Here is a 20,692-nt window from a genome sequence, read left to right as displayed (position 1 = left end):
ATTAGTAGTATAAGTGTGAAAAATTGTAAAAGGGGTATATTATTACTGTAAAGTAGGGAGGTACACATTATGGGAGAATTAATAACAAGGGACGGGACTCATATTGTATATGAGAAACACGGTAAAGGTAAGCCACTAATTATGTTACATGCGTTGAGCATGAATTTAGCTGCATTTAATTCAACAGTACAACTTCTGAAAGATCAATATACGATTTATACAATGGATTCTAGGGGACATGGTAAATCTGAAAAACCACAAACAATATCTATACAAAATCATATTAATGACATTGTAGATTTAATGGAATCTGAAGAAATAGATTCAGCTTATATATTAGGTCATGATATGGGCGGTATCATCGCAGAAGAATTCACAAATCAACATCCGAAAAAAGTTGATAAGTTAGTTGTAGTATCTTCGATATCTAATCAAGGAAAACAACCGCTTATTAAACTAATTGCTAAACATAGAGATAAAGTTGCTGGATTTAGTAAAGAAGAAGCGATGTTAATTTTATTTAATGAAATATTTCATGATGTTAAATCAACATTTAAATGGTATCAAGAAGTGAAAAAATATTATCGAATGTCAGCCGAAGAAGATGCAATATCAGTGAGATCGATTAACGGGATAAATGTGAAAGTAGATAACATCAAAGTACCTACACTCATAATAAGAGGGAAATATGATCCTTTCGATATAGATAATGATGCTGAAGCTATTAAAAATGCTAAAATAGAAATATTTGAACATTCAGGTCACGCACCCTTTATTGAAGAAAGTGAAAAATTTAAAGAAGTCGTTTCAACTTTTTTGAATCAAAAAGTAAGAGATAAACAGGCCATATAAAATTAAAGAACTTGGGACATCATCCTTTTACTCAAAATAAACCACCTAATCCGTTGTATTCACTTTCGGATTGGGTGATTTTTATATTTTTGATTTTGTAAAGAGCATGCTTGCCTGGGAGTATGGTTCGAGCCTGTATTCTCTCTCGCATACTATTCCCCCGGGCGTCAGCACTTCACAAAATCGTGAGTAATTGTAAATGTCAATATAAAAATGTACACTATTGATTGTTTATGTGTGTACATTATTGATATCAAGTTTTCTCTATTTCTCTTGGTAAATGATTTTTTAGGCGATATGATTTGCCTGTGATTTTTACGACATTGGCATGATGTAATATCCTATCTAAAATAGCGTTTGCTATTTTAGGATCTTCAAATACTTCATTCCATAAATTAAAATTTATATTTGTTGTAAATACTGTACTTTTCTTTTCGTATCTTACATCTATTAATTGAAAGAATAATTTGGTATCTTCACTATCAATCGGTAAATATCCAATTTCATCAATTATCAGTAGTTTGTATTTACTATAATGTTTGATTCTATTTTCCAACCTATTTTCTAGCTGTGCTCTTTTTAGATTTTGAATTAGGTCATGACATTTTATAAAATATGTACTGACTCTTTTTTTAGCTGCTGCCATGCCTATGGCAGTGGCTAAATGTGTCTTACCCACACCACTTGATCCTAGAAATACAATGTTTTGATGATTTTCTATAAATCGTAAGTTTGTAAAATCTAATATTTCTTGTTTGTTGATCGATGGTTGAAAGGTAAAATCAAAGTCTGATAGGTCTTTTTTGAACGGGAAAGCTGCTACTTTCACCATCGATTCAATCATATTTTTCTCTTTAATCGCGATTTCATAATCACTCAATTTCACTAACGTATCAATAAATGATAAATCGTTTTTGATACTGAAATCTATAACTTAATCTAAATGATTTATCATTTGATTCATTTTTAAGTATTCTAGATTCTCTTTTAAACGTTTATAATTCGTTGAATTATTCATCATACAGTTCTCCTATTGTTTTTAAATTATCTAATGCTATTTGATCTATATCATCATGATCTCCACAGGAGGGCTAAAGTTTCAAGGTAATGTTGTTTTTGATAATTCAATTTGCGACGTGTAATAGGGTGTTCAACGATTAATTTGGTGTTATAATATACATGTAATATTTGATCATAAATTTGAACTTCAACTGTTTTACCACAGTATTCAGCTGGTACTGAATATTGATTGGATTGATATGTTATCATATTCGATCGGTTGACTTTCAAATATTTATGTTTCACTTTATATGAGTTTCTTACATGCGCATTTGGTAGTGGCTGTAGGGAACTCTTTTCTTTTTCTAATTCGATTATCGGTATTTTCCCAGTACCTACATGGACAGAGTAATTTAAACGATCATTTAAATTTGATATAAATGTCGGAACCTCATCTAAATATAATTCTCCTTGATATGCGTGAATCTCATCTAAAATTTTCATAATAGACTCTACTTTACCTTTTGTTCTTGGTCTTCCTGCGATACATGGTCTTACTTTAAAACTAAAATCATCAGCGAATTGTTTAAATCTTCGATTGATTTGACCACTTGAAAATTCTGTTCTAGGTTGTGTCATAACAGTCTTCATATTATCTGTAATGAGTTCATGAGGAACACCGTCAATCGCTTCAAATGCATTTACTAATAAATTATGTAATACTTCGCTTGATTTACTCATTGTAACTTGCATAATTTTAAATCGGGAATAAGATAAAAGTAATACACCAATATTTAATGATAATTCTTGATTGTCTTTAGTCTTAAATCTAATATCTTCTTTCCAATCAAATTGCGCTTGGTGACCTGCCTTTGTCTCATATCTAGTTGTGCCACTTGGCGACAACTTATGTTTTCCTTTTTTAAAATAATGATCTAATTCTTCATGTTTTATGATATATGCTCTAAATGTAGAATAAGCACAATTAAGTCCGTAATTATCTTTTAAATACTGCCATAATATGCGTTTATAGTAGAATTTTTGTTCACATTTATCAGATAATAACTTTTTAATCTCATTATAGTAATTATCTATTTGAGAATGTTTATTCCTTTTTTGACTAGGCTTATAACCTTTTAGGTATTTTTCAACCGTTCTTCTGTCTACACCCATCTGTCTTGCAACTTCACTCTTGTTTATTTTCATATTTAAGCTCTCCATTACTATTTTAAAATCCGCTAAGTCTTCCAGACTTTCAACTTTAAAATTCTTTTTTATATTTAACGATAATTTCATTAATATTCACCTCAATAAAATTATCGCTAATTTTTTAAAATTGTACATACTTAAACAATCAAAAGTGTACATTATTAAATTATCATTTCCAAGTAATATCTAAGTGAATTTAGGATTACGGTGTTCAGTGAGGGATACGGGTAAAACGCACGAAGACTCAAGAGATATTGTGCGATTTTGGTAAATATTGGGTAAAACGCACGAAGACTCAAATATCATGATCCACTCAAAACAAAAAAGAGCAGAAATTCAATTTTAACAATGAATTTCTGCTCTTTTTAAGTTGCTAGGGCATAGATGTCCTAAGTCATTTTTGTTACATGATTTATATATTAGTCGTTAATGTCAGTCTTTGCGATTTCTTTATCAATTTTTTCAAGAACTTCTGAGATTGATTTGCGTTGTTTTTTATTAACTAAAATTAAAACAGTACGTTCATCATATTCATTTCTTCTTTTAGTAAAGTAATCTTGTTGTGATAAGTTTTTAACGGCTTTCACAATTTGTGGTTGTTTGTAGTTCAATTTATTAATGATTTTTTTTAAATGATATTCTTCTTCATCAGTTTCATTAATATAAGTTAATACAGCGAATTCTTCAAAGCTAAGTGAAAAATCCTTTTTAATAATAGATTTTAATTTATCTACGTAAGTAACAAGCGATAATAAGTCCGAACAATTTTCTATTTTAGAAATTGCCATTTTGAATCCCCCTAGTATATTGAGTATTTGCTTCATTAATTGAAATAATACAACGCCCTGTATTATCGTTTTGGAAGCGCTTTTAGTTTTTGGTTCATAATTTAAGTTTATCAATTATTTACTTATTTTAGCCTAAATATAACTGTATGTAAACTAATAAGAGTAGGATTTAATTAAATAATAATAAAAATAATATAACTGTCACAAACGAAAGGAGCGTATAATATAATCTTAAAAAATATAAGTGCATGATTATTATTAATTCTACTAATAAAATAAATGGAAAATTACGAATTATCCTAATATTAAATGTGGATATTATAAATTTGAACCACGGAAAAAGCCGTATACAAAAATACGGCTTTTCAAAAGATTATTTTTGAATTGAAGTGTATTGAATAATAACTTCTTCGATAATATCTGATTCTAATTCTGCATATTTGTTTAAAAATTCAGCAACACTATTTGATTTGATATAATCGTTCTTTTCTATAGTTTCTTTGTCATTTGCATCTTGATACTCTAATAGATAACATACTGCTTTAACGAGTTCTGAATGCTTTTTATTTGTTTTTGATAAAGCGACGAGAGGTTTAACGATGCGATCGTTTGGTCCAATTTTACGCAGTACACCGCGTCCAACTCTTGTTACATCATCAGATAAATATGGGTTATTGAAACGGCCAATTATTTTTTCAACATAATAAGATTGGTCGGCTTTTGTGAATTCATCAAAGTTTGAAACAAGATATTCACTTGTTTCTTGTAAGACTTCGTGTAAGCCATCATTTATTTCTTTATCTTGAATCGCTTCAAGAATTGTGTTGTAACCTTTATATTGACCATAATATGCTAAATAAGCGTGTCCTGTATTTACAGTTAATAATTTTCTTTCAATATATGGTGTTAAATCATCCACATAATGAACATCTTCTAATTGTGTACCTTGCCATTTAGAAGCCTCAACAACCCATTCAAAGAAAGGTTCGACTAATACATCTAATGATCCTTCTTTTTGACCTTGTGGCACAATACGGTCTACTGCTGAGTTAGGGAAACTAATGTCATCAGATAAAGGTCCAGTAATATCTAAAATCGCTTTTTTAAGTTGATCTGTTGCCATGATGGCATTTTCACAAGCAACAATATTTAAGGCTTTACCAGGTTGACGCTCTTTTAAAAATTGTGCAAATGATTTAGCGATAATAGGTAAGATATTAACACCAACAGCAGTTGTAATAACATCCGCTTCTAAAATGGCTTTTTTTAATTTATCTGTTTCAGTAATACTATTGATACCTTTAACACCTGATACAGGTTCTTTCGTATTTTCTGCGTTAGCGATGACAACTTGATAAGCTTGCTCTTCGTTAATTTGGTTAATAACATTTTCATTAACGTCTACGAAAGTTACTTCATAGCCATTGTCATTTAACACTTTTCCTATAAATCCGCGTCCGATATTACCGGCTCCAAAGTGAATGGCTTTCATTAAAGTTCAACCTCCTCAAAGATCGCGATAATTTCATCTTTAGATTGAGCATTGATAACACGCTCAACATTTTCTTCTTCACTAAATACGATTGCAATCTGTGAAAGGATATCTAAATGCTCACCGTCTTTACCAGCAATACCTACAACAACTTTTGCTTCGTTGCCATCCCAATCAACGCCATCTGGAATATGAAGTAATACAAGACCTGATTTTAAAACTTCTGTTTTCGCATCATCAGTACCGTGAGGAATTGCTAAGAAGTTCCCCATATAAGTAGTGACGATTTGTTCACGTTCTTTCATTGCACTAGTATATTTTTCAGTTACTGCACCGTCTTCAACTAATGCTTGTCCTACTTTTTCGATTGCTTCGTCTTGTGAATTTACTGATAAGTTCATAAAAATGTTTTCTGGTTTGAATAAGTTTGTCATTTTAAGTCACTCCGTTTTCGTTAGTTTTTGTTTTAATTTATTTAAGAAAAATGATTTGAGTGTATTTTCTATTAGCACTCTATCATTTAACAACTGATCAATATCATCCAAATGCTCTGTAATTAAAGATGATACTTCACTCATAAGTTGACCTTGTTCTGAATTCTTCGGTATGAACATACATACAAGCCAAGTTACTTCTTGTTCTTCATGCTCTATTGTTCTAAGCGTTAAAGGTTGGGCTAATTCAGTTATGATGAGCTGTGGCTTTTTAATAACATCATCTGATAGGTGAGGGATAGCCACAGGATATCCTGATAACGCAAAGCCTTGAAGTTCCATTCTATTATTGAGTTTTTCAATAAAACTATGCGTATTTTCAATAATATGATGTTTAGATAATGTTTGAGCTAAGTAGCGATTGAGCTGAGTTACTTTTTTCTTTTCGACGATCATATTTTGAATTACTGATAAGCTTTCTTCTATAAAAGTAACTGTACGGTCATAATCTTTATGTGATAGTGGTTCTGCTTTACTTTGGCTATCACGTTGCCCTTGAACAATAGATTGCTGTAATTTTAAGAAGTACTTAACATTTTCTGCATCTTGTTCTGGTAATAATGGATTCACTGTAATATGCGGGTACTTAGTATCAACCGCGACAGTAGAAATCATGCCATCATACTTTGAAAAATCAATGGACTTCAAGCTGCTCACTGATACTTCAGTCGTTTGTGTGATTTCTGAAAAATGCTGTTTCAAACGGTTGGAGAGAATACGGCTTGTACCAATTCCGCTGCTACATACGACCAATACGTGTAATGAGCGACTTTGTTTTGCTTTTAACATGCCACCAAAATGAAGGGCGATATACGCGACCTCGCTTTTAGGGAAATGATAATTGTTGAATACAATCTTTAAACCTGACGAAACAGCGTCAAATAGTTCTTTATCATATGTTTCTATCATCTCGGTAAGCGGATTGTAGGTTTCAATATTAGCTTCCAAGCGATTAATAGCGGGTTCTAAATGTAAATTAAGGCCTTTGAATAATGATTCTTCATCTTTGAAAGAAAATCCTTGTGTTTGTACAAATTCAATCAGTTCTGTTACATGTTGTTCATGAATTTCAGTGTTCTCATAGGCTGTTGTTTCATGTCGACGTCTTGCACCTCTTAAATGCATCGTAATAAAAGCAATTTCAGAATGATTAAAGGTGACATCATAAATGTTACTTAAGACGTTTGTAAGCCTTTCTGATACTTTAAACTCATCGGTTGAAATTAATTCATTTAGAATATCATCTTCAATTTCTACGTGACCATCTTGTTTAATCCGTTCAATTGCTAAAACAATATGAATCGTCAACGTTAAATAACTGGCTTCTGTTAATGTGTAGGGCAGTATGCCGAGTTCGTCCATGAGCAAACGTTCAACATTAAACAATCTGTCTATATCAACAATACCTTTAAGATGAGTTTCATTTAATGTGTGATAGACAAAGTGATCTTCAACAACAGAATAGACGCTGTCGCCGTCTAGCTTTTCTAACATGATTCTAGCTAACAATTGTCTTTTGTTAACTTCTTCACCATTCAGAATTAATCCTTCACCACGTCTACGTTCTAACGAAAGCTCGACCGTTTCTAAATCGGGTTCTAACTGTTCAATTATTTTATTAAGTGTATGCGTTGATGCACCGATTTCATTTGCTAAACTGTATAATTTTACTGGATCTTTAGACTGAATCAAGTTGTATAGAATAATAACTTTTCTTTCTTCATCAGATAAATCGATTGTATGTTGCTCATTTAAAGATTGGACAAAATCATCAATGTTTACTGGTTCACCTTCAATACGCAAACCTAATTTTGGTACTCTCGTTAAGGAGAGGTGGTATTGATGAAGCGTATCTTCAACACTTTTCATTTCTCTATGAACCGTTCTTGATGAGATACCTAAAGCTTGTGCAATGTCATGAATGGTCAAAAAAGAGTGAAGACGCTCAGATAGTAATTTGAGAATGCTTTTTTCCCGGTTACTTATCATCATCGACCTTCACTCCTTTGTTTAGAATTATTTTTTCAATTCGTTAATTAACTCTTCATATCTTGGTGAATTTAAGAAATTATCTACTGAAATATGAATCGCTTTAGGATTCTTTTTAATCGCTCTGTCTGTTAATGTTTTTTGTGTAATGATGACATCTGCATCGTCTGGTAATTGGTTGATAGCAGTGTTCGTCACTTCTATATCCGTTAATTCAGCTTTTTTGAATTTGTTTCTTAACATGCCAGCACCCATAGCACTTGAGCCCATACCAGCATCACAAGCGAAAATAACTTTTTGAACATTTGAGAAATCATGAGCATCTACATTTTCAGTGTCATAGTCATTTAATAATTCGCCTGATTCATCTTTTTCTTCTGCATCATCTGAAGTTTCTGTTTCTTCTTTTTCAGCACCAGTTAAAGCACCACTTACAGAAGATTTTTTACCTTTACGAGCTTCCATGTCAGCTGCTGCTGATTCGATGTCGCTGTCAGGATCTTTAGTAACTTTTAATATGAGAGATGCAACGACGAATGAAACTAATGTCGCTAAGAAGATACCTAGTAACATCACTAAATAACTACCTTTAGGCGTAATTGCAAAGTAGGCTAGGATTGAACCCGGTGATGCAGGTCCAGTAGTACCGAAGTCGAATAAACTGAATGTAGCGACACCAGTCATACCACCTAATACAACTGCAACTAATAATAAAGGACGCATTAACACATATGGGAAGTAAATTTCGTGAATACCACCAAAGAAGTGGATAATAACAGCACCATATGATGTTGCTTTTGCTGTACCTTTACCGAATATCATATACGCTAATAAAATACCTAGACCTGGTCCAGGGTTAGACTCTAATGTATATAGAATAGATTTACCAGCTTGAGTTACTTGTTCAGATGCAAGAGGTGTTAGTACACCGTGGTTAATTGCATTGTTCAAGAATACAGTCTTAGCTGGTTCGATAATAATACTTACAAGTGGTAATAAGTGATGAGAAACTAAGAAATCAACACCCATACCAAGAATCTTCATTAATCCTTCAACTAATGGCGCTAAGCCTTTGAAACCAATGATTGCCATAATGAAAGCTAGAATACCAGCAGAGAAATTGTTGAATAACATTTCAAAGCCTTGAGGTGTTCTAGGTACTAGGAATTCGTCCACTTTTTTCATTAACCAACCAAGTAATGGACCCATAATCATTGCACCAATTAACATCGGCGTATCAGGGAATGCTGCGATAACCCCCATCGTAGCAGTCGCACCAACGACACCACCGCGTAAACCGTGAACTAAACGTCCACCACTAAATGCAATTAATAATGGAATTAAATATTTAATCATTGGATCTACCATAGAAGAAAGCTCTTCGTTAGGCAACCAACCATCTTCGATAAACAGTGCCGTAATAAGCCCCCAAGCAATAAAAGCACCAATGTTTGGCATAATCATACTACTTAAAAATGAACCAAAAGCTTGAACCTTAGGACCAATGCCTTTTTTCTTTTCTGTTTGTTCTGCCATATTTAACACACCTTCCCTTACATAAAAAGTATTTTGTACCTTAATCATACGAAGATGTAAGCCCATACACAATGAATAGTAAACGCGACTTTGTCACATCCACTTTGACATGTGTGCCATAAGCAAATTTAATTGAAGCTTTTGAATGAAAATGTTTTCAATGTAATTATACACTGTTGTGCGATTCCTTCATAATGTTATGAAATTAATTTTGATAGAATACTCATATTACATAGAGGCTGAGACATAAAATTCTACTCAAAAAAATAACAACTCATTTCACTGATTTATTCAGCTAGATATGAGTTGTTATTTTTTTGAAATCTTACGATTTTGAAAGTGCATGATTGCCTAGGGGTATGGTTCGAGCCTGTAGTCTCTCACGCATACTATTCCCTCAGGCGTCAGCACTTTACAAAATCGTTACTAATATTCATTTTTTTAAAATTTTTTCGTTTGTTCTTTTAAGTACATGTTCTAAGTTGCAAGACTGACGAAACAAGCAACATAGGAGGACTGTAAGTTGCAAGACTGATCAAACAAGCAACATTCAGACCCCGACCAGCTCCCGCCATACACTCCAAACTCTTCTTCATTAATATGCTTTTTCTATATCATCTAACTGTTTAATCGTAGCGCTAATTCCACCTGCACCAAAGAACCATGAGTTTGCGTCGAACTTGAGGATGTCATTATTTTTGATAGCATTCACATTTTTGATGACGGGATTTTTTAATGCTTGTGGCAAGTCTTTTGTATCTTGATCTGTTCTATTAATATAGAAGATTTTGTCTGGATTCTTGTTCGCTATATATTCATATGATACGACTTGTCCGCTCGAGTTTGCAGGCATGTCTGGATCGATATGCTTAATGCCTAAGTCACCGCTTAAAAAGCCACCGTATCTCCCGGTTTGACCGTATGTTTTGATGCTTTTTGATCAATATTTGCAAACATCACTGTGTCATTATTAATTTTATTTTTTACAGTTGAAACTTTTTTATCTAGTTTTTTAATAAGTGATTTTGTTTCTGATTCTTTTTCAAATATTTTACCGATATTATTTGCATTTTCTTTAATAGAATCTAAGTATCGATCATCATCTGGGCTTACATATAACACTTTAGCATTTGGTGCTGCTTTCTTAAATTCTTCTAAATTTTTAGTATAAGCTTGTCTAAATGAAATTAAAATTAAATCAGGATTTTCTTCTGCAATTTTTTCGAAGTTAGGTCTTCCAGGATTACCTAAGTTGGTATATTTATCGTCTTTAAATTTTGATAAATAGCTTGGTAAAAAATCACCATTAGGACCTTTAGGAATGGCAGTTATACGATTTTGTAAGTTCAAATCTTGCATGATATCAAGAGCTCCGTAGTCCATTACAATAACTTTTTTAGGATTTTTAGGAATTTTTATTGTTTCAGTTTTTTTCTGACCTCGTTTATGATCTTTGTTCTTATCTTTATATTCATAAGTCTTCTTAATCGTGACAGTATCTTTATTGTTCGTTTCTTCTTTTTTATTGTGGTTACTACATGCAGATAGTAATAAAACCATGCATATAATTGCAACGATGTATTCTTTCATAGGTGTTCTCCTTAATATGTAATTGATAATTATTATCAATTATACAAAAGAACCAACAAATAACAACTGTTATTTGAATAAAAGTGAAAATGTTTCATAAAAAATAAGACGGGAAGACAACAAGTATCAAATAGAAAATGGGGGATTTATTCATGACAGTAGTAAAAAGTTATATCAATGATGAATCATTAGAGCGTGATATTAACAAACTGAAAGAATTAAATATCGACCCGACAGATGTGTTTGTATTATCACATGATGATGACCGTACAGCACGAATCGTAGAACATACAGATTATAATAATATAGATTACAACAATAAAGATATTGGCAAAGCATTTGATAAACAAGGTGATGAACTGAGAGCAAAACTTATAGAAATAGGTTTATCTAAAGAAGATGCAGAAGACTACGAAGAGAAAATGGACGAAGATAAAGTATTCTTAATCTCAAAAGATGATAAAGCAAAAGAAGTACTAGAATAATCAGATAGTATAAGAAGCTGGGACATAAATACCCGTGCTTAAAATAAAGAATCTCTCCATTAGGTTATAGCCTAGTGGAGAGATCTTTTTATTTTAAATTTTACGATTTTGAAAGTGCATGCTTGCCTAGCAAAAGATATCGTGCGATTTTGGTAAAATCTGGATAAAACGCACGAAGACTTGATATGCTCACTTCAAAGTAGACAGTTAAAATGAGTGTGAATTCTTATTTTCCAAAGAATTCATGCTCTTTTATATTAATCTAGGATGTTAATGTCCTGGCTCATATTTATTTGTCGCAAACTCAAAATGTAAAAAGTTTTTGACATATTTAGCACAGATGTTAGAATAATAAATGTAAAAAGTTTTTGACATTTGGAGGTGCTAATTTGATAGCTTTGAAGTGGTTGATTTTTATTATGATTACATTGATGATGTGGACGGTTTATTATAAATATATAGCAATTAATACTAAAGAATTTAAAAAAGAACGACAGCTGGATGAAAGACAATTAAGAATAAGACTCGAAATATTGTCTAACACGTTTGGCTATATGTTCTTGATGATAATGTCTTATATAGCGATTAAACTGTCTGGTATAAGTGGAAACGCGCATAATATTTTCACTCAATATCCAGAGATATTCTTTGTTGTGATATTATTTATTGTATATGCAATGAATGTATTAATAGTTAAGAAGAAATACAGTTGAAAGTAGGAAAGTCGTGAAAAATAAAATTAAGGAATATCGTAAGCAAATGGGGATGTCACAAGATACGTTAAGTAAAAACGTTAAAGTGACGAGACAGACGATTAATGCAATTGAGAATGATAAATATGATCCAACTTTGGCGTTAGCTTTTAAATTAGCGAAAGCGTTCAATGTGACGGTGGATGAATTGTTCTCTTAAAGGAAAGGAATATAGTGTTGAAAAAACAAGATGAAATGGAAAAACAACATATACTGATAGCATCTAAATATACGGTCGTGTATTTTATATTCGCTTTAGTCATTTATAATTTATATACAAAATTTACCACAGGTGAATATAATGTTGTTTGGATAATATTATTAATTGGCATCATTTTATTTACAAGTATCCAAACATATTTCAAATTCGTTACACGAAATTAATACTATTAAACAAAAGTATAAAAAAACAATAAATGTTTACTTCTATACCCCTTGTAATTGAATTTTAAAGTAGTAGCATGAAGGTGTATCAATTTATGATACATAATCTATAAAAGGGAGAGGAATCGAATGAACAAATTTTCTAAGATTTTTGTTTCAAGCGGTTTAGCATTAGCGTCAGTATTTACAGTAGGTGCAGCGAGCAACGGGAACACAGTGGAAGCAGCAAGCGACAGTAATATGGAAAGCCAAGCGTCTCAACCTTATACTTCTTATTATAATGGATATGCAAGTTATGACCCTGGATTCTTTATAACGGACACTTTCAAAAAAGGGTTTGAATCAGGGAACTTTTCATTAAATGGTTATGAAACACCAGCACATGAAGATTATGCTAAAGAACATCAAGATGAAGCTAAAAATATTAATTTATATGATCAGAATTTAAATGTTTATAGTAATTACGGTTTAGATGCAAATGCACAACCGACGAACGCTAATCAATTTAACTTATCTATAGATGATGTTAGAGAATCTTATGGATTTGATTATACTAAAACGGGAAGTCCTCGTAGTATAGTAGGTCAATATTCTTATGATTTAAATGGTTACAAAATTGCCTTCACATCTGATGGAAATGGTATGATAACGAAAATTGATTTTTATACAATAGTCGAGTAATGTTATAAATTTGTAATTTGTTCAATACGATATTGAAGTTCATCAAAGTCTATTATTCGGGCTTGTCGATGGACTTCTTTTTGATTGTAATAAAGTAATACAACGGGTGAAGTGAACAAGTTTAATTGTCCAACTGCTTCAGGTACTTGATCGGCAACAATTTCATAAGCTGGAATTTGATAATCTTCAGTCATTTTTTGTACGATTGGGTGATCAGCTTTACATACTGAACAATTTTCACTAGAAACATATATTAAAGTGAATGCATGTGCATCAATTTTTTCGTTTAATTTGTCAAAAGAATCAATAATTTTCATAAAAATATTCTCCTATCATTTAAATATAGTAGCAAATATTATACCATTACATGAGAAAAGGAGTGAATCAGATGTTTGGTAATAAAGAGAGCAATCAAGAAAATAACGAAAGGTTTTACGTAAAATCTAAAGAAACAGTTAAGTCATTAGGTAGATTCTCTGTAATAGTAGATCGTGAAACAGGCGTAAATTACATACATGCATGGGTAGGAGCTGGAAGCAGTTTAACGCCTTTATTAGATGAGAATGGTAACCCTATAATAGATAAAATATAATTGAGTTTTCCATAACAGTAAAAGGAGTATTTAAATGTCTAAAAGAATTGTGCGTGTCATAATAGCTATAACTTTATTGATGATTATGATAAATACATCATCAAAAGTAGCAGAAGCATCAAAAGAAGAAGGTACAATGGGTAATGGCTATAAGAAATACATGGAAAATAAAAAAGATACACAACTGAGAAAAAATCAAGAAACTGAAGAAGCGGCAGTCGTTCCTAAAGATCAGTCAATACTAGATTTATCAGAGTGGCAAGGAGCATTAACATCCGCTCAAGTTAAAAAATTAAAAGCGAATTATGATTTTATAATATTAAGAGCACAATATGGTTCAGATTATAAAGATGCAACTTTTGCAACAAACTCAAAATTATTAGCAGAAAATAATATGAAATATGGTGTGTATTCATATAGTATGTACGAAAATGCTAGCGATGCAAGAACAGAAGCAAAGGCATTGTACAATAGAGCACCAAACGCAAGCTTCTACATTAATGATTACGAAGAAGAAACTGTAACATCAGGAACCTCTGATGAGAGCACACAAGCATGGTTAGATGAAATGAGAAAGTATTCAGGAAATAAGAAAGTACTATTATATTCATACGAAGACTTTATGCTGAATCATACCGCTACTGCTGTACAGTCATATGACGGATATTGGTTAGCAGCATATCAAGATGCACAACCTGAAAGAGAGCACGTGCTGTGGCAGTATACAGATAGTTATTACTCAGAAGAACTTGATCAAAATGTAGATGCTAATGTATTAGGTCCAAACGTACAAACAAGTTGGTTTATTTAGAAAATCTTATAAAAATCTAGAGTTTAGGACATTTATATCTCATCCTAGTTTTATTTGCATCGAATAATTGAGTGTATAGTTACAATATATACTATAATGGATAGTAAGATAGATGCACTTGAAAAAAGGGGTGTAACATATGTACTTATTATTTATTATTTTAGCCATTATTCTATTTATATTACTAGCATATTCTATCATCATATTAATGGGGAAAGACGGCATGATATATTCAATGCTGTCTAAAAATAATCGAAATCAATCTGAATTAAATAAAGGGTGGATATTCTTTACAAGTGTCTTGTTATTATTTATATGTTTAATTGTTTTATTTTATTTTGTTATTTAAATCATAAGTCGATATCATTTATTTCCAACGATGTGCAAGATATAATCACATGAAAAGAAGGTGAATAAATGAAAATATTAGAGGACTATTTTATATTATTTGATGAAGCAAGATATAGTGAAGAAAGTTTCCAGAAGTTAAATGCATTATTTAGTGATGATATTGAATTTGTATTGAATAATAAGACATTTAAAGGTAAAGAAGCTTGGACACAGTTTGTAAAAAGTGTGTATACAACAAACAAAGACTTGAAACATATGCATAACGGTTGGACACAAAACGAAGATGGTAGTTTCGAAACGCATTGGGCAATTTGTGGTAATAGATATGAGACCGGCGTTTATACCCAAGAAGGTAAAGATATTGCGAGATTAGATGCAAATGGAAAAATTGTGTATTTAGAAAACCAACCAAAAGACGATCAATTATTCTCAAATCAATAAAATGATGATTAGAACTTTAATGAATCATAGATAATATGCCAATGATTCTGGGACATAAATAACCATTCTCAAAATAAAAAATCTCTGCATTAGGTTAGCCTAGTGAAGAGATCTTTTTATATTTTAAAATCTTACGATTTTGAAAGTACATGCTTGCCTGGGGGTATGGTTCGAGCCTGTAGTCTCTCTCTCATACTATTCCCCCGGGCGTCAGCACTTTACAAAATCGTAGAGAACGAATCCAAGTGAAATTAGAATTACGTTGTTCAATGATTGTTACGGCCAAAACGCACGAAGACTCAGAAGATATTGTGCGATTCTGGTAAAATATGGATAAAAAGCACGAAGACTCAAAGGATATTGTACGATTCTGGTAAATTATGGATAAAACGCACGAAGACTCAGAAGATATCGTGCGATTTTGGTAAAATCTGGATAAAACGCACAAAGACTCAGAAGATATTGTGCGTTTTTGGTAAAGACATCTACAGTAAATAAATTGCTTGAGCTTTAATGGCTATCAACATTAAACTAAGACGTTTATGTCCTAACTCTATTTGTGTTTAATTTTCATTTTTCTTATGCTCGATGATTTCTGTATCTCGATTTGATGTGATATTCCGAGCACGTTTCATCGCGTCTTCTTTCTTATCAAATGTTTCGCTTGCTTGTTTAGCACCATCTGTTTTAATTTTCCATTCGTCGTCTTCAAAGTATACATGTACGTCTTTCTCATTTAATTTAGGATTTGCAGAACGATCTTCATCGTGTTGTGTGATTTTTTTATTTTTGAGTTTGTTTAAATCTTCTTTTGATGCATCTTTATACCATTCTTCAGCTTGTTTAGTAGCAATAGGGATTGTATCTTGTTCTTTATAACCGTCTTTCAACATAGCGTTTCCAATATCAATAGCTTTTTTTCTTTTAAGCTCGTCGAAATTTTTCCAACTTTGTGGGTAATCATCCATTGTCCAAGGCATAAATAATCATCCTTTCGATATTTACATACATTTATTGTTTACCACTTATATATGAAGTGAAACAATTTCGTCTTATCATTCACGATGTTGATTGATGAAATCTCTTGTTTTTCCTGTAAGGAGTGGACCACCTGTATAAATGTCTCTTGTTGATTGGTGGTTCATTTTTATTTCTGGTCGTATGCCATGTGCATGTATGCCGACAACGTGATTGTCTTTATTAAACACCGGTGACCCTGAAAAGCCGACTGTTCTATGCAAATGTCCGATATACTCAATGTAATCTTTAGTTGGTTTAAGGAAGTAACCTTTTGATTGATACATAAGTTGACCATTGTACTGATGTTCGTTCGGATATCCTAACATGTACAGTGGTTCTTTAGATTTCATATTTTTTATTTCTTGTTCGGATGCTAGTTGTAACGGTTTTACTTTTTTAGATAAACGTTGTTCTGTAATAAGTACGGCTACATCTCTTTCATATGACTTATAAAACTTTTTAACTTTAAATTTCATAGGAATTTGTTGATCTGATTTAGATGGATAGAAATAAAATTGCTTTGTTTCTTTATTACCATCGTCATCACTTGCTACGTGTGAAGCGGTAATAATGGTATGGTCATCAATGACAAAACCAGTTGCGCCGCTTCCTGATTTGCCTGTGTCATCTGATGATACTTTACCAATTCCTTGGATATGATTTTTGCTATGTGTATTGTATGGTTTAAGTGTTAGTGAATCATTTGGTATTTGTGAACCAAGGTTAAAAGCATCATCATAATCTGAATGTGTTGCTTTCGTGAATGTATCTTTATAAGTTGCTGTTTCGTCATTAGGTACAAAAATATAATTAAATACCGATATGAGAAGTACTAAATATAATTTAAGGTATAACATAGGTTTATCACAATCTTTCTCAAAATTAGATATTGTCTATGTTATACCCTAATATAATGTTTATAAAATGCCAGCTACAAAATATGTGATGACTGAAAGTACGACTGATGTAATCGCCATTGCAATCATTGGTTTGAGTGCTTTTGTTCTTAAGTCGCTGAACGATACATTTAACCCTAAGCCTACCATTGCCATAATTAAGATTAATGTTGTAAATGTGCTCATAACATTTAAGACGCCGTCTGGAATGTCCACAAATGTATTAACAGTAATCATTATTAAAAAGCCAATTAAGAAGTAAGGAAAATCAATTTTTTGAGCAACTTTATTAGATTTCTTTCTATTTACGATAACTAAGAAAATAATGCTTAAAGGAATAAGTAAGAATACTCTCCCTAATTTAGTTAATAGCCCGATACTAAGTGCCTCTGAACCACCTGCATCAGCAGCTAATATGACATGTGCGATCTCATGTAAACTGGCACCCGACCAAATACCATAAGCTGTTGGATCCATAGGAAATAAAGCGAATAATAATGTATAAGTTAATGAAAAAATTGTTCCCATAATCGCAACTAAACCAACACTTATACCAATATCACGCTCTTTAGATTTTAATATTGGTGAAATTGCCGCAATAGCCGCTGCACCACATACGCCCGTACCAATCCCTAATAATAATACTAAGTTTTTATCACCTTTAATGATTTTATTAAGCAACATAATAAAACATATCGCAAAAGCGACAACACCTACATCAAATATTAAAAGTGTACTTCCTTGATGAATAATCGTAGATAAATTAAGTTTTAACCCATAAAGTATAATGGCGAGTCTTAAAAGTTTCTTAGAAGAAAAAGCGATACCCGATTCGATTTGTGTTGGATAACCTTTAAAATGTCTATACATAATTGCTGTTATGATGGCGATTGCTAAAGCGCCAACTTTATTCAAAATAGGTAAGTTAGATAACAAAATACTCACAATAGCTATAATAAATGTGAATCCTACACCTAATAAGAAATTTTTGTTCATTTGAATGCCCATAGCTTTCACCTCAACTACAGTTTAATGGGCAGTTGATTATTTGTGAAATGCTATTTTTAAATATATAATATAACAAAAATGATATGAGGTGGATAAGTTGGAAGATAAATTGAAGATATTAAAACTCATCGTAGAAGAAGACGGTTTTACAAAGGCCGCAGAAAAACTATTTAAGTCCCAACCGTCCATAAGTAGAGATATCAAAACACTTGAAGAAAAGTATCAAATTAAAATATTTGAAAATACGAGAAAGCAAATCATATTAACAGAAGAAGGTAGAGAATTATATAACTATGCCTGTCAATTAGCGATATTAGATGAACAATTATATACAAAAATTAATCAGCATAAAGAAGAAGTGAAAGGGAAGTTTGTAATAGGAACAAGTCATACATTTGGACAGTCTATGTTGTTAGATTTAACCATTCACTTGCAAACAAAGTATCCAAAATTAAACATACATATTTATGTATATAATTCAGCAGATATTTTAAGTCGCTTAAAAGATTACTCCATAGATTTAGGGATCATTGAGAAGCCAGTAATAGACGACAAAATAAGTAGCGAAGTATTAACAAGAGATAAGTTATTACTTGTGAAAAATAAAAAGATTAATGAAAACTTAAATGATATGAGATGTTATGTCAGAGAAACAGGCTCTGGCATTAGATATTATCAAGATATGTTATTACAACAACTTAACCTCACGTCACGTAAAGTCGTCATAAATGATAACCAATTAATTTTAGAACTCGTTAAACAAAATATGGGTTATACAATATTGTCTAATTTCTCCATTAAGTCATTTGATGAAGAATTTATAACGACAACGGATTTAGACTTATATCGTAATTTCTTCATCGTATCTAACAAAGCAAGGTACAAAACAAATAAATACAATACGATCATAGATGAAATTAAGTCATATAACTTTAGGTAGTGAAGTAAGAGTAATCTAAGGTGATACAACTTAAAGAAATACAAATAAACAATTTTTAAATCAAAATAAAGCTCCCAATCCGGAATTTAATTTCCACGGATAGGGAGCTTTTTTTATTGAAGTTCAAGCATATATTAATTTATCTACCATGTTTCTTCCCGAATTCTTCCATCATATCTATTATTGGCATGAGATCTTTTCCTTTTTTGGATAATCCATAAACAACTTTAGGGGGCACTTCTGGATAAACTGTTCTTGTGATGATTTCATCACTTTCCAATTCTCTAAGTTGTTTTGTTAAAGACCCTTGTGAAACGCTTGTGAGAAATTTCTTGATTTCCCCAAATCTACGATCATTTTCTTTTAAGTACCATAATATTAAATTTTTATATCTTCCAGATAAAACATTTTGAGTATATGCTATCCCATGCATATCTCTATGTTCTTCCACGAATGATTCGTCAAAGCCATAATTACATATTTTCACCATATAACCCCCTCCAATTCACATTAGTACGAATTTTGATACTATGTCATTTTTTATTGCCTACTTACATTATGGTACTATGTATTTTAATATATTGTATATCAGAAAGTATTAAAAAGAAAGAGGGATTTATCATGAATGAAACAATAAAATTACTACAAAATCATAGTTCTGTAAGGAGCTTTGAAAATAAACAATTAACTGAAGAACAAATTAATCATATTTTTAATTCTGCTAATCAAACTTCATCATTTAGTTTGCTACAAGCTGTATCGATTATTCGTATAACAGATAAAGAAGTACGCAATAAACTGATGAAACTTAGTGGGGATCAAACTTATATAGGTGAAGCGGCAGAGTTTTGGGTATTTTGTTCAGATTTTAATCGAAATCATCAAATAGCACCGGAAGTAGATATTAGTTATACAGAATTTTTACAAATCGGTGCTGTTGATGTTGGTTTAATGGCACAAAATGCTTTAACAGCAGCTGAATCAATGGGATTAGGTGGTGTTTATATCGGTGGTATTAGGCTAAATATTGAAGAAATATCTGAACTACTTGAATTACCTAAGTATGTTATACCGTTAGTAGGGTTATGTATCGGCCATCATGCAGAAGAAAAAGCCCCATTAAAACCAAGATTACCTCAAGAAGTCGTTATGCATAACAATAAATATGAAGATTTTGATGTAGAAGATATAAAAACGTATGATGAACAAATGAGAGCGTATTATGAGAGTAGACCAATAACAGCACCATTTACTGCGAGAAAAATAAAAGGATGGAGCGATCATATTGATGATCATTTAGCAAGAAGCATTCAACCGGACATGTTAAATTATCTTAATAAACAAGGTTATGCTATAAAATAATCATTAAAAAGGAGTTTTAA

The 20,692-nt window shown here is 31.7% G+C and carries 22 protein-coding genes and 3 pseudogenes; 12 read left to right on the top strand and 13 right to left on the bottom strand.

What is annotated here, in order from left to right; all coding sequences use genetic code 11:
• The first annotated feature begins 69 nt into the window (after positions 1-69).
• Positions 70-852, top strand: a complete 783-nt coding sequence (locus LQ598_RS05245) for an alpha/beta fold hydrolase (RefSeq protein WP_107536932.1) — start codon at positions 70-72, stop codon at positions 850-852.
• Positions 853-1,105: 253 nt separating this feature from the next.
• On the opposite strand, the pseudogene istB reads toward LQ598_RS05245, so the two are convergent.
• The 8 genes and pseudogenes from istB to LQ598_RS05205 all read right to left on the bottom strand — a co-directional run bounded on the left by istB (position 1,106) and on the right by LQ598_RS05205 (position 10,949).
• Positions 1,106-1,870 (bottom strand): annotated as a pseudogene (istB, locus tag LQ598_RS05240) (IS21-like element helper ATPase IstB).
• Positions 1,863-3,147 (bottom strand): annotated as a pseudogene (gene istA, locus LQ598_RS05235) (IS21 family transposase). The pseudogenes istB and istA overlap by 8 nt, the downstream one beginning before the upstream one ends.
• 332 nt (positions 3,148-3,479) lie before the next feature.
• The gene (sarA, locus tag LQ598_RS05230; protein ID WP_103323373.1) at positions 3,480-3,848 is read right to left on the bottom strand and encodes a global transcriptional regulator SarA; all 369 of its coding nucleotides are present in this window, start codon (positions 3,846-3,848) and stop codon (positions 3,480-3,482) included.
• A gap of 373 nt (positions 3,849-4,221) precedes the next feature.
• Positions 4,222-5,340, bottom strand: a complete 1,119-nt coding sequence (locus LQ598_RS05225) for a mannitol-1-phosphate 5-dehydrogenase (RefSeq protein WP_016912937.1) — start codon at positions 5,338-5,340, stop codon at positions 4,222-4,224.
• Positions 5,340-5,774 (bottom strand): PTS mannitol transporter subunit IIA, encoded by a 435-nt coding sequence (locus tag LQ598_RS05220; protein WP_016912938.1) that lies wholly within the window; start codon positions 5,772-5,774, stop codon positions 5,340-5,342. The genes LQ598_RS05225 and LQ598_RS05220 overlap by 1 nt, the downstream gene beginning before the upstream one ends.
• Before the next feature lie 6 nt (positions 5,775-5,780).
• Positions 5,781-7,826, bottom strand: coding sequence for a BglG family transcription antiterminator (locus LQ598_RS05215; RefSeq protein ID WP_107556709.1), 2,046 nt, complete (start codon positions 7,824-7,826; stop codon positions 5,781-5,783).
• 24 nt (positions 7,827-7,850) lie between these two features.
• Positions 7,851-9,359 (bottom strand): PTS mannitol transporter subunit IIBC, encoded by a 1,509-nt coding sequence (locus LQ598_RS05210; protein ID WP_107556710.1) that lies wholly within the window; start codon positions 9,357-9,359, stop codon positions 7,851-7,853.
• A gap of 595 nt (positions 9,360-9,954) precedes the next feature.
• Positions 9,955-10,949, bottom strand: a pseudogene (locus LQ598_RS05205) (siderophore ABC transporter substrate-binding protein).
• 152 nt (positions 10,950-11,101) lie between these two features.
• On the opposite strand from LQ598_RS05205, the gene LQ598_RS05200 reads away from it, so the two are divergent.
• The 5 genes from LQ598_RS05200 (at position 11,102) to isaB (ending at position 13,251) form a co-directional block, all read left to right on the top strand.
• Positions 11,102-11,434, top strand: coding sequence for a YflT domain-containing protein (locus LQ598_RS05200; protein ID WP_239745336.1), 333 nt, complete (start codon positions 11,102-11,104; stop codon positions 11,432-11,434).
• A gap of 389 nt (positions 11,435-11,823) precedes the next feature.
• Entirely contained in the window at positions 11,824-12,147 is a 324-nt protein-coding gene (locus LQ598_RS05195) for a hypothetical protein (protein WP_107559234.1), read from the top strand.
• Positions 12,148-12,160: 13 nt separating this feature from the next.
• Positions 12,161-12,346, top strand: coding sequence for a helix-turn-helix transcriptional regulator (locus LQ598_RS05190; protein ID WP_016912974.1), 186 nt, complete (start codon positions 12,161-12,163; stop codon positions 12,344-12,346).
• A 14-nt stretch (positions 12,347-12,360) separates the two neighbouring features.
• Complete coding sequence (locus tag LQ598_RS05185; protein ID WP_107559235.1) at positions 12,361-12,570, top strand: hypothetical protein; 210 nt, start codon at positions 12,361-12,363, stop codon at positions 12,568-12,570.
• 129 nt (positions 12,571-12,699) lie between these two features.
• Positions 12,700-13,251 carry an immunodominant staphylococcal antigen IsaB family protein gene (gene isaB, locus LQ598_RS05180; protein WP_016912976.1) on the top strand — a complete coding sequence of 184 codons (552 nt, stop codon included), beginning with the start codon at positions 12,700-12,702 and terminating at the stop codon, positions 13,249-13,251.
• Positions 13,252-13,253: 2 nt separating this feature from the next.
• Here the strand turns inward: isaB and LQ598_RS05175 are convergent, their stop codons facing one another.
• Complete coding sequence (locus tag LQ598_RS05175; protein WP_016912977.1) at positions 13,254-13,568, bottom strand: thioredoxin family protein; 315 nt, start codon at positions 13,566-13,568, stop codon at positions 13,254-13,256.
• 71 nt (positions 13,569-13,639) lie between these two features.
• Between LQ598_RS05175 and LQ598_RS05170 the strand changes: the two genes are divergently transcribed.
• The 4 genes from LQ598_RS05170 to LQ598_RS05155 all read left to right on the top strand — a co-directional run bounded on the left by LQ598_RS05170 (position 13,640) and on the right by LQ598_RS05155 (position 15,446).
• A complete protein-coding gene (locus tag LQ598_RS05170; RefSeq protein ID WP_107559236.1) occupies positions 13,640-13,843 on the top strand; it encodes a DUF6440 family protein in 204 nt (67 codons plus the stop codon).
• 34 nt (positions 13,844-13,877) lie between these two features.
• Positions 13,878-14,654, top strand: a complete 777-nt coding sequence (locus LQ598_RS05165; RefSeq protein WP_107559237.1) for a GH25 family lysozyme — start codon at positions 13,878-13,880, stop codon at positions 14,652-14,654.
• Positions 14,655-14,793: 139 nt separating this feature from the next.
• Positions 14,794-15,003, top strand: coding sequence for a hypothetical protein (locus tag LQ598_RS05160; RefSeq protein ID WP_016912980.1), 210 nt, complete (start codon positions 14,794-14,796; stop codon positions 15,001-15,003).
• A 68-nt stretch (positions 15,004-15,071) separates the two neighbouring features.
• Positions 15,072-15,446: a nuclear transport factor 2-like protein gene (locus LQ598_RS05155; RefSeq protein WP_016912981.1), complete on the top strand. Its 375-nt coding sequence runs from the start codon at positions 15,072-15,074 to the stop codon at positions 15,444-15,446.
• A 563-nt stretch (positions 15,447-16,009) separates the two neighbouring features.
• On the opposite strand, the gene LQ598_RS05150 is transcribed toward LQ598_RS05155, so the two are convergent.
• The 3 genes from LQ598_RS05150 to LQ598_RS05140 all read right to left on the bottom strand — a co-directional run bounded on the left by LQ598_RS05150 (position 16,010) and on the right by LQ598_RS05140 (position 18,370).
• Positions 16,010-16,426, bottom strand: a complete 417-nt coding sequence (locus LQ598_RS05150; RefSeq protein WP_016911922.1) for a DUF2188 domain-containing protein — start codon at positions 16,424-16,426, stop codon at positions 16,010-16,012.
• Between the two features lie 75 nt (positions 16,427-16,501).
• The gene (locus LQ598_RS05145; protein WP_107559238.1) at positions 16,502-17,323 is read right to left on the bottom strand and encodes a trypsin-like serine peptidase; all 822 of its coding nucleotides are present in this window, start codon (positions 17,321-17,323) and stop codon (positions 16,502-16,504) included.
• A 60-nt stretch (positions 17,324-17,383) separates the two neighbouring features.
• Complete coding sequence (locus LQ598_RS05140; RefSeq protein WP_239745335.1) at positions 17,384-18,370, bottom strand: YeiH family protein; 987 nt, start codon at positions 18,368-18,370, stop codon at positions 17,384-17,386.
• 97 nt (positions 18,371-18,467) lie between these two features.
• Here LQ598_RS05140 and LQ598_RS05135 point away from each other — a divergent pair, with 97 nt between their 5' ends.
• Entirely contained in the window at positions 18,468-19,310 is an 843-nt protein-coding gene (locus tag LQ598_RS05135) for a LysR family transcriptional regulator (protein WP_107537076.1), read from the top strand.
• A gap of 139 nt (positions 19,311-19,449) precedes the next feature.
• Here LQ598_RS05135 and LQ598_RS05130 read toward each other — a convergent pair whose 3' ends face one another.
• Positions 19,450-19,800 (bottom strand): winged helix-turn-helix transcriptional regulator, encoded by a 351-nt coding sequence (locus LQ598_RS05130; RefSeq protein WP_016911903.1) that lies wholly within the window; start codon positions 19,798-19,800, stop codon positions 19,450-19,452.
• A 131-nt stretch (positions 19,801-19,931) separates the two neighbouring features.
• Between LQ598_RS05130 and nfsA the strand changes: the two genes are divergently transcribed.
• Complete coding sequence (gene nfsA / locus LQ598_RS05125; protein WP_107537077.1) at positions 19,932-20,672, top strand: oxygen-insensitive NADPH nitroreductase; 741 nt, start codon at positions 19,932-19,934, stop codon at positions 20,670-20,672.
• The last annotated feature ends 20 nt before the right edge of the window (positions 20,673-20,692 follow it).

The sequence above is a fragment of the Mammaliicoccus sp. F-M27 genome, assembly GCF_022387115.1.
In the GTDB taxonomy this organism is placed as follows: domain Bacteria; phylum Bacillota; class Bacilli; order Staphylococcales; family Staphylococcaceae; genus Mammaliicoccus; species Mammaliicoccus vitulinus.
The sequence above is the reverse complement of the archived record's forward strand: the minus strand, read 5'-3'. Positions and strand labels throughout refer to the sequence as shown.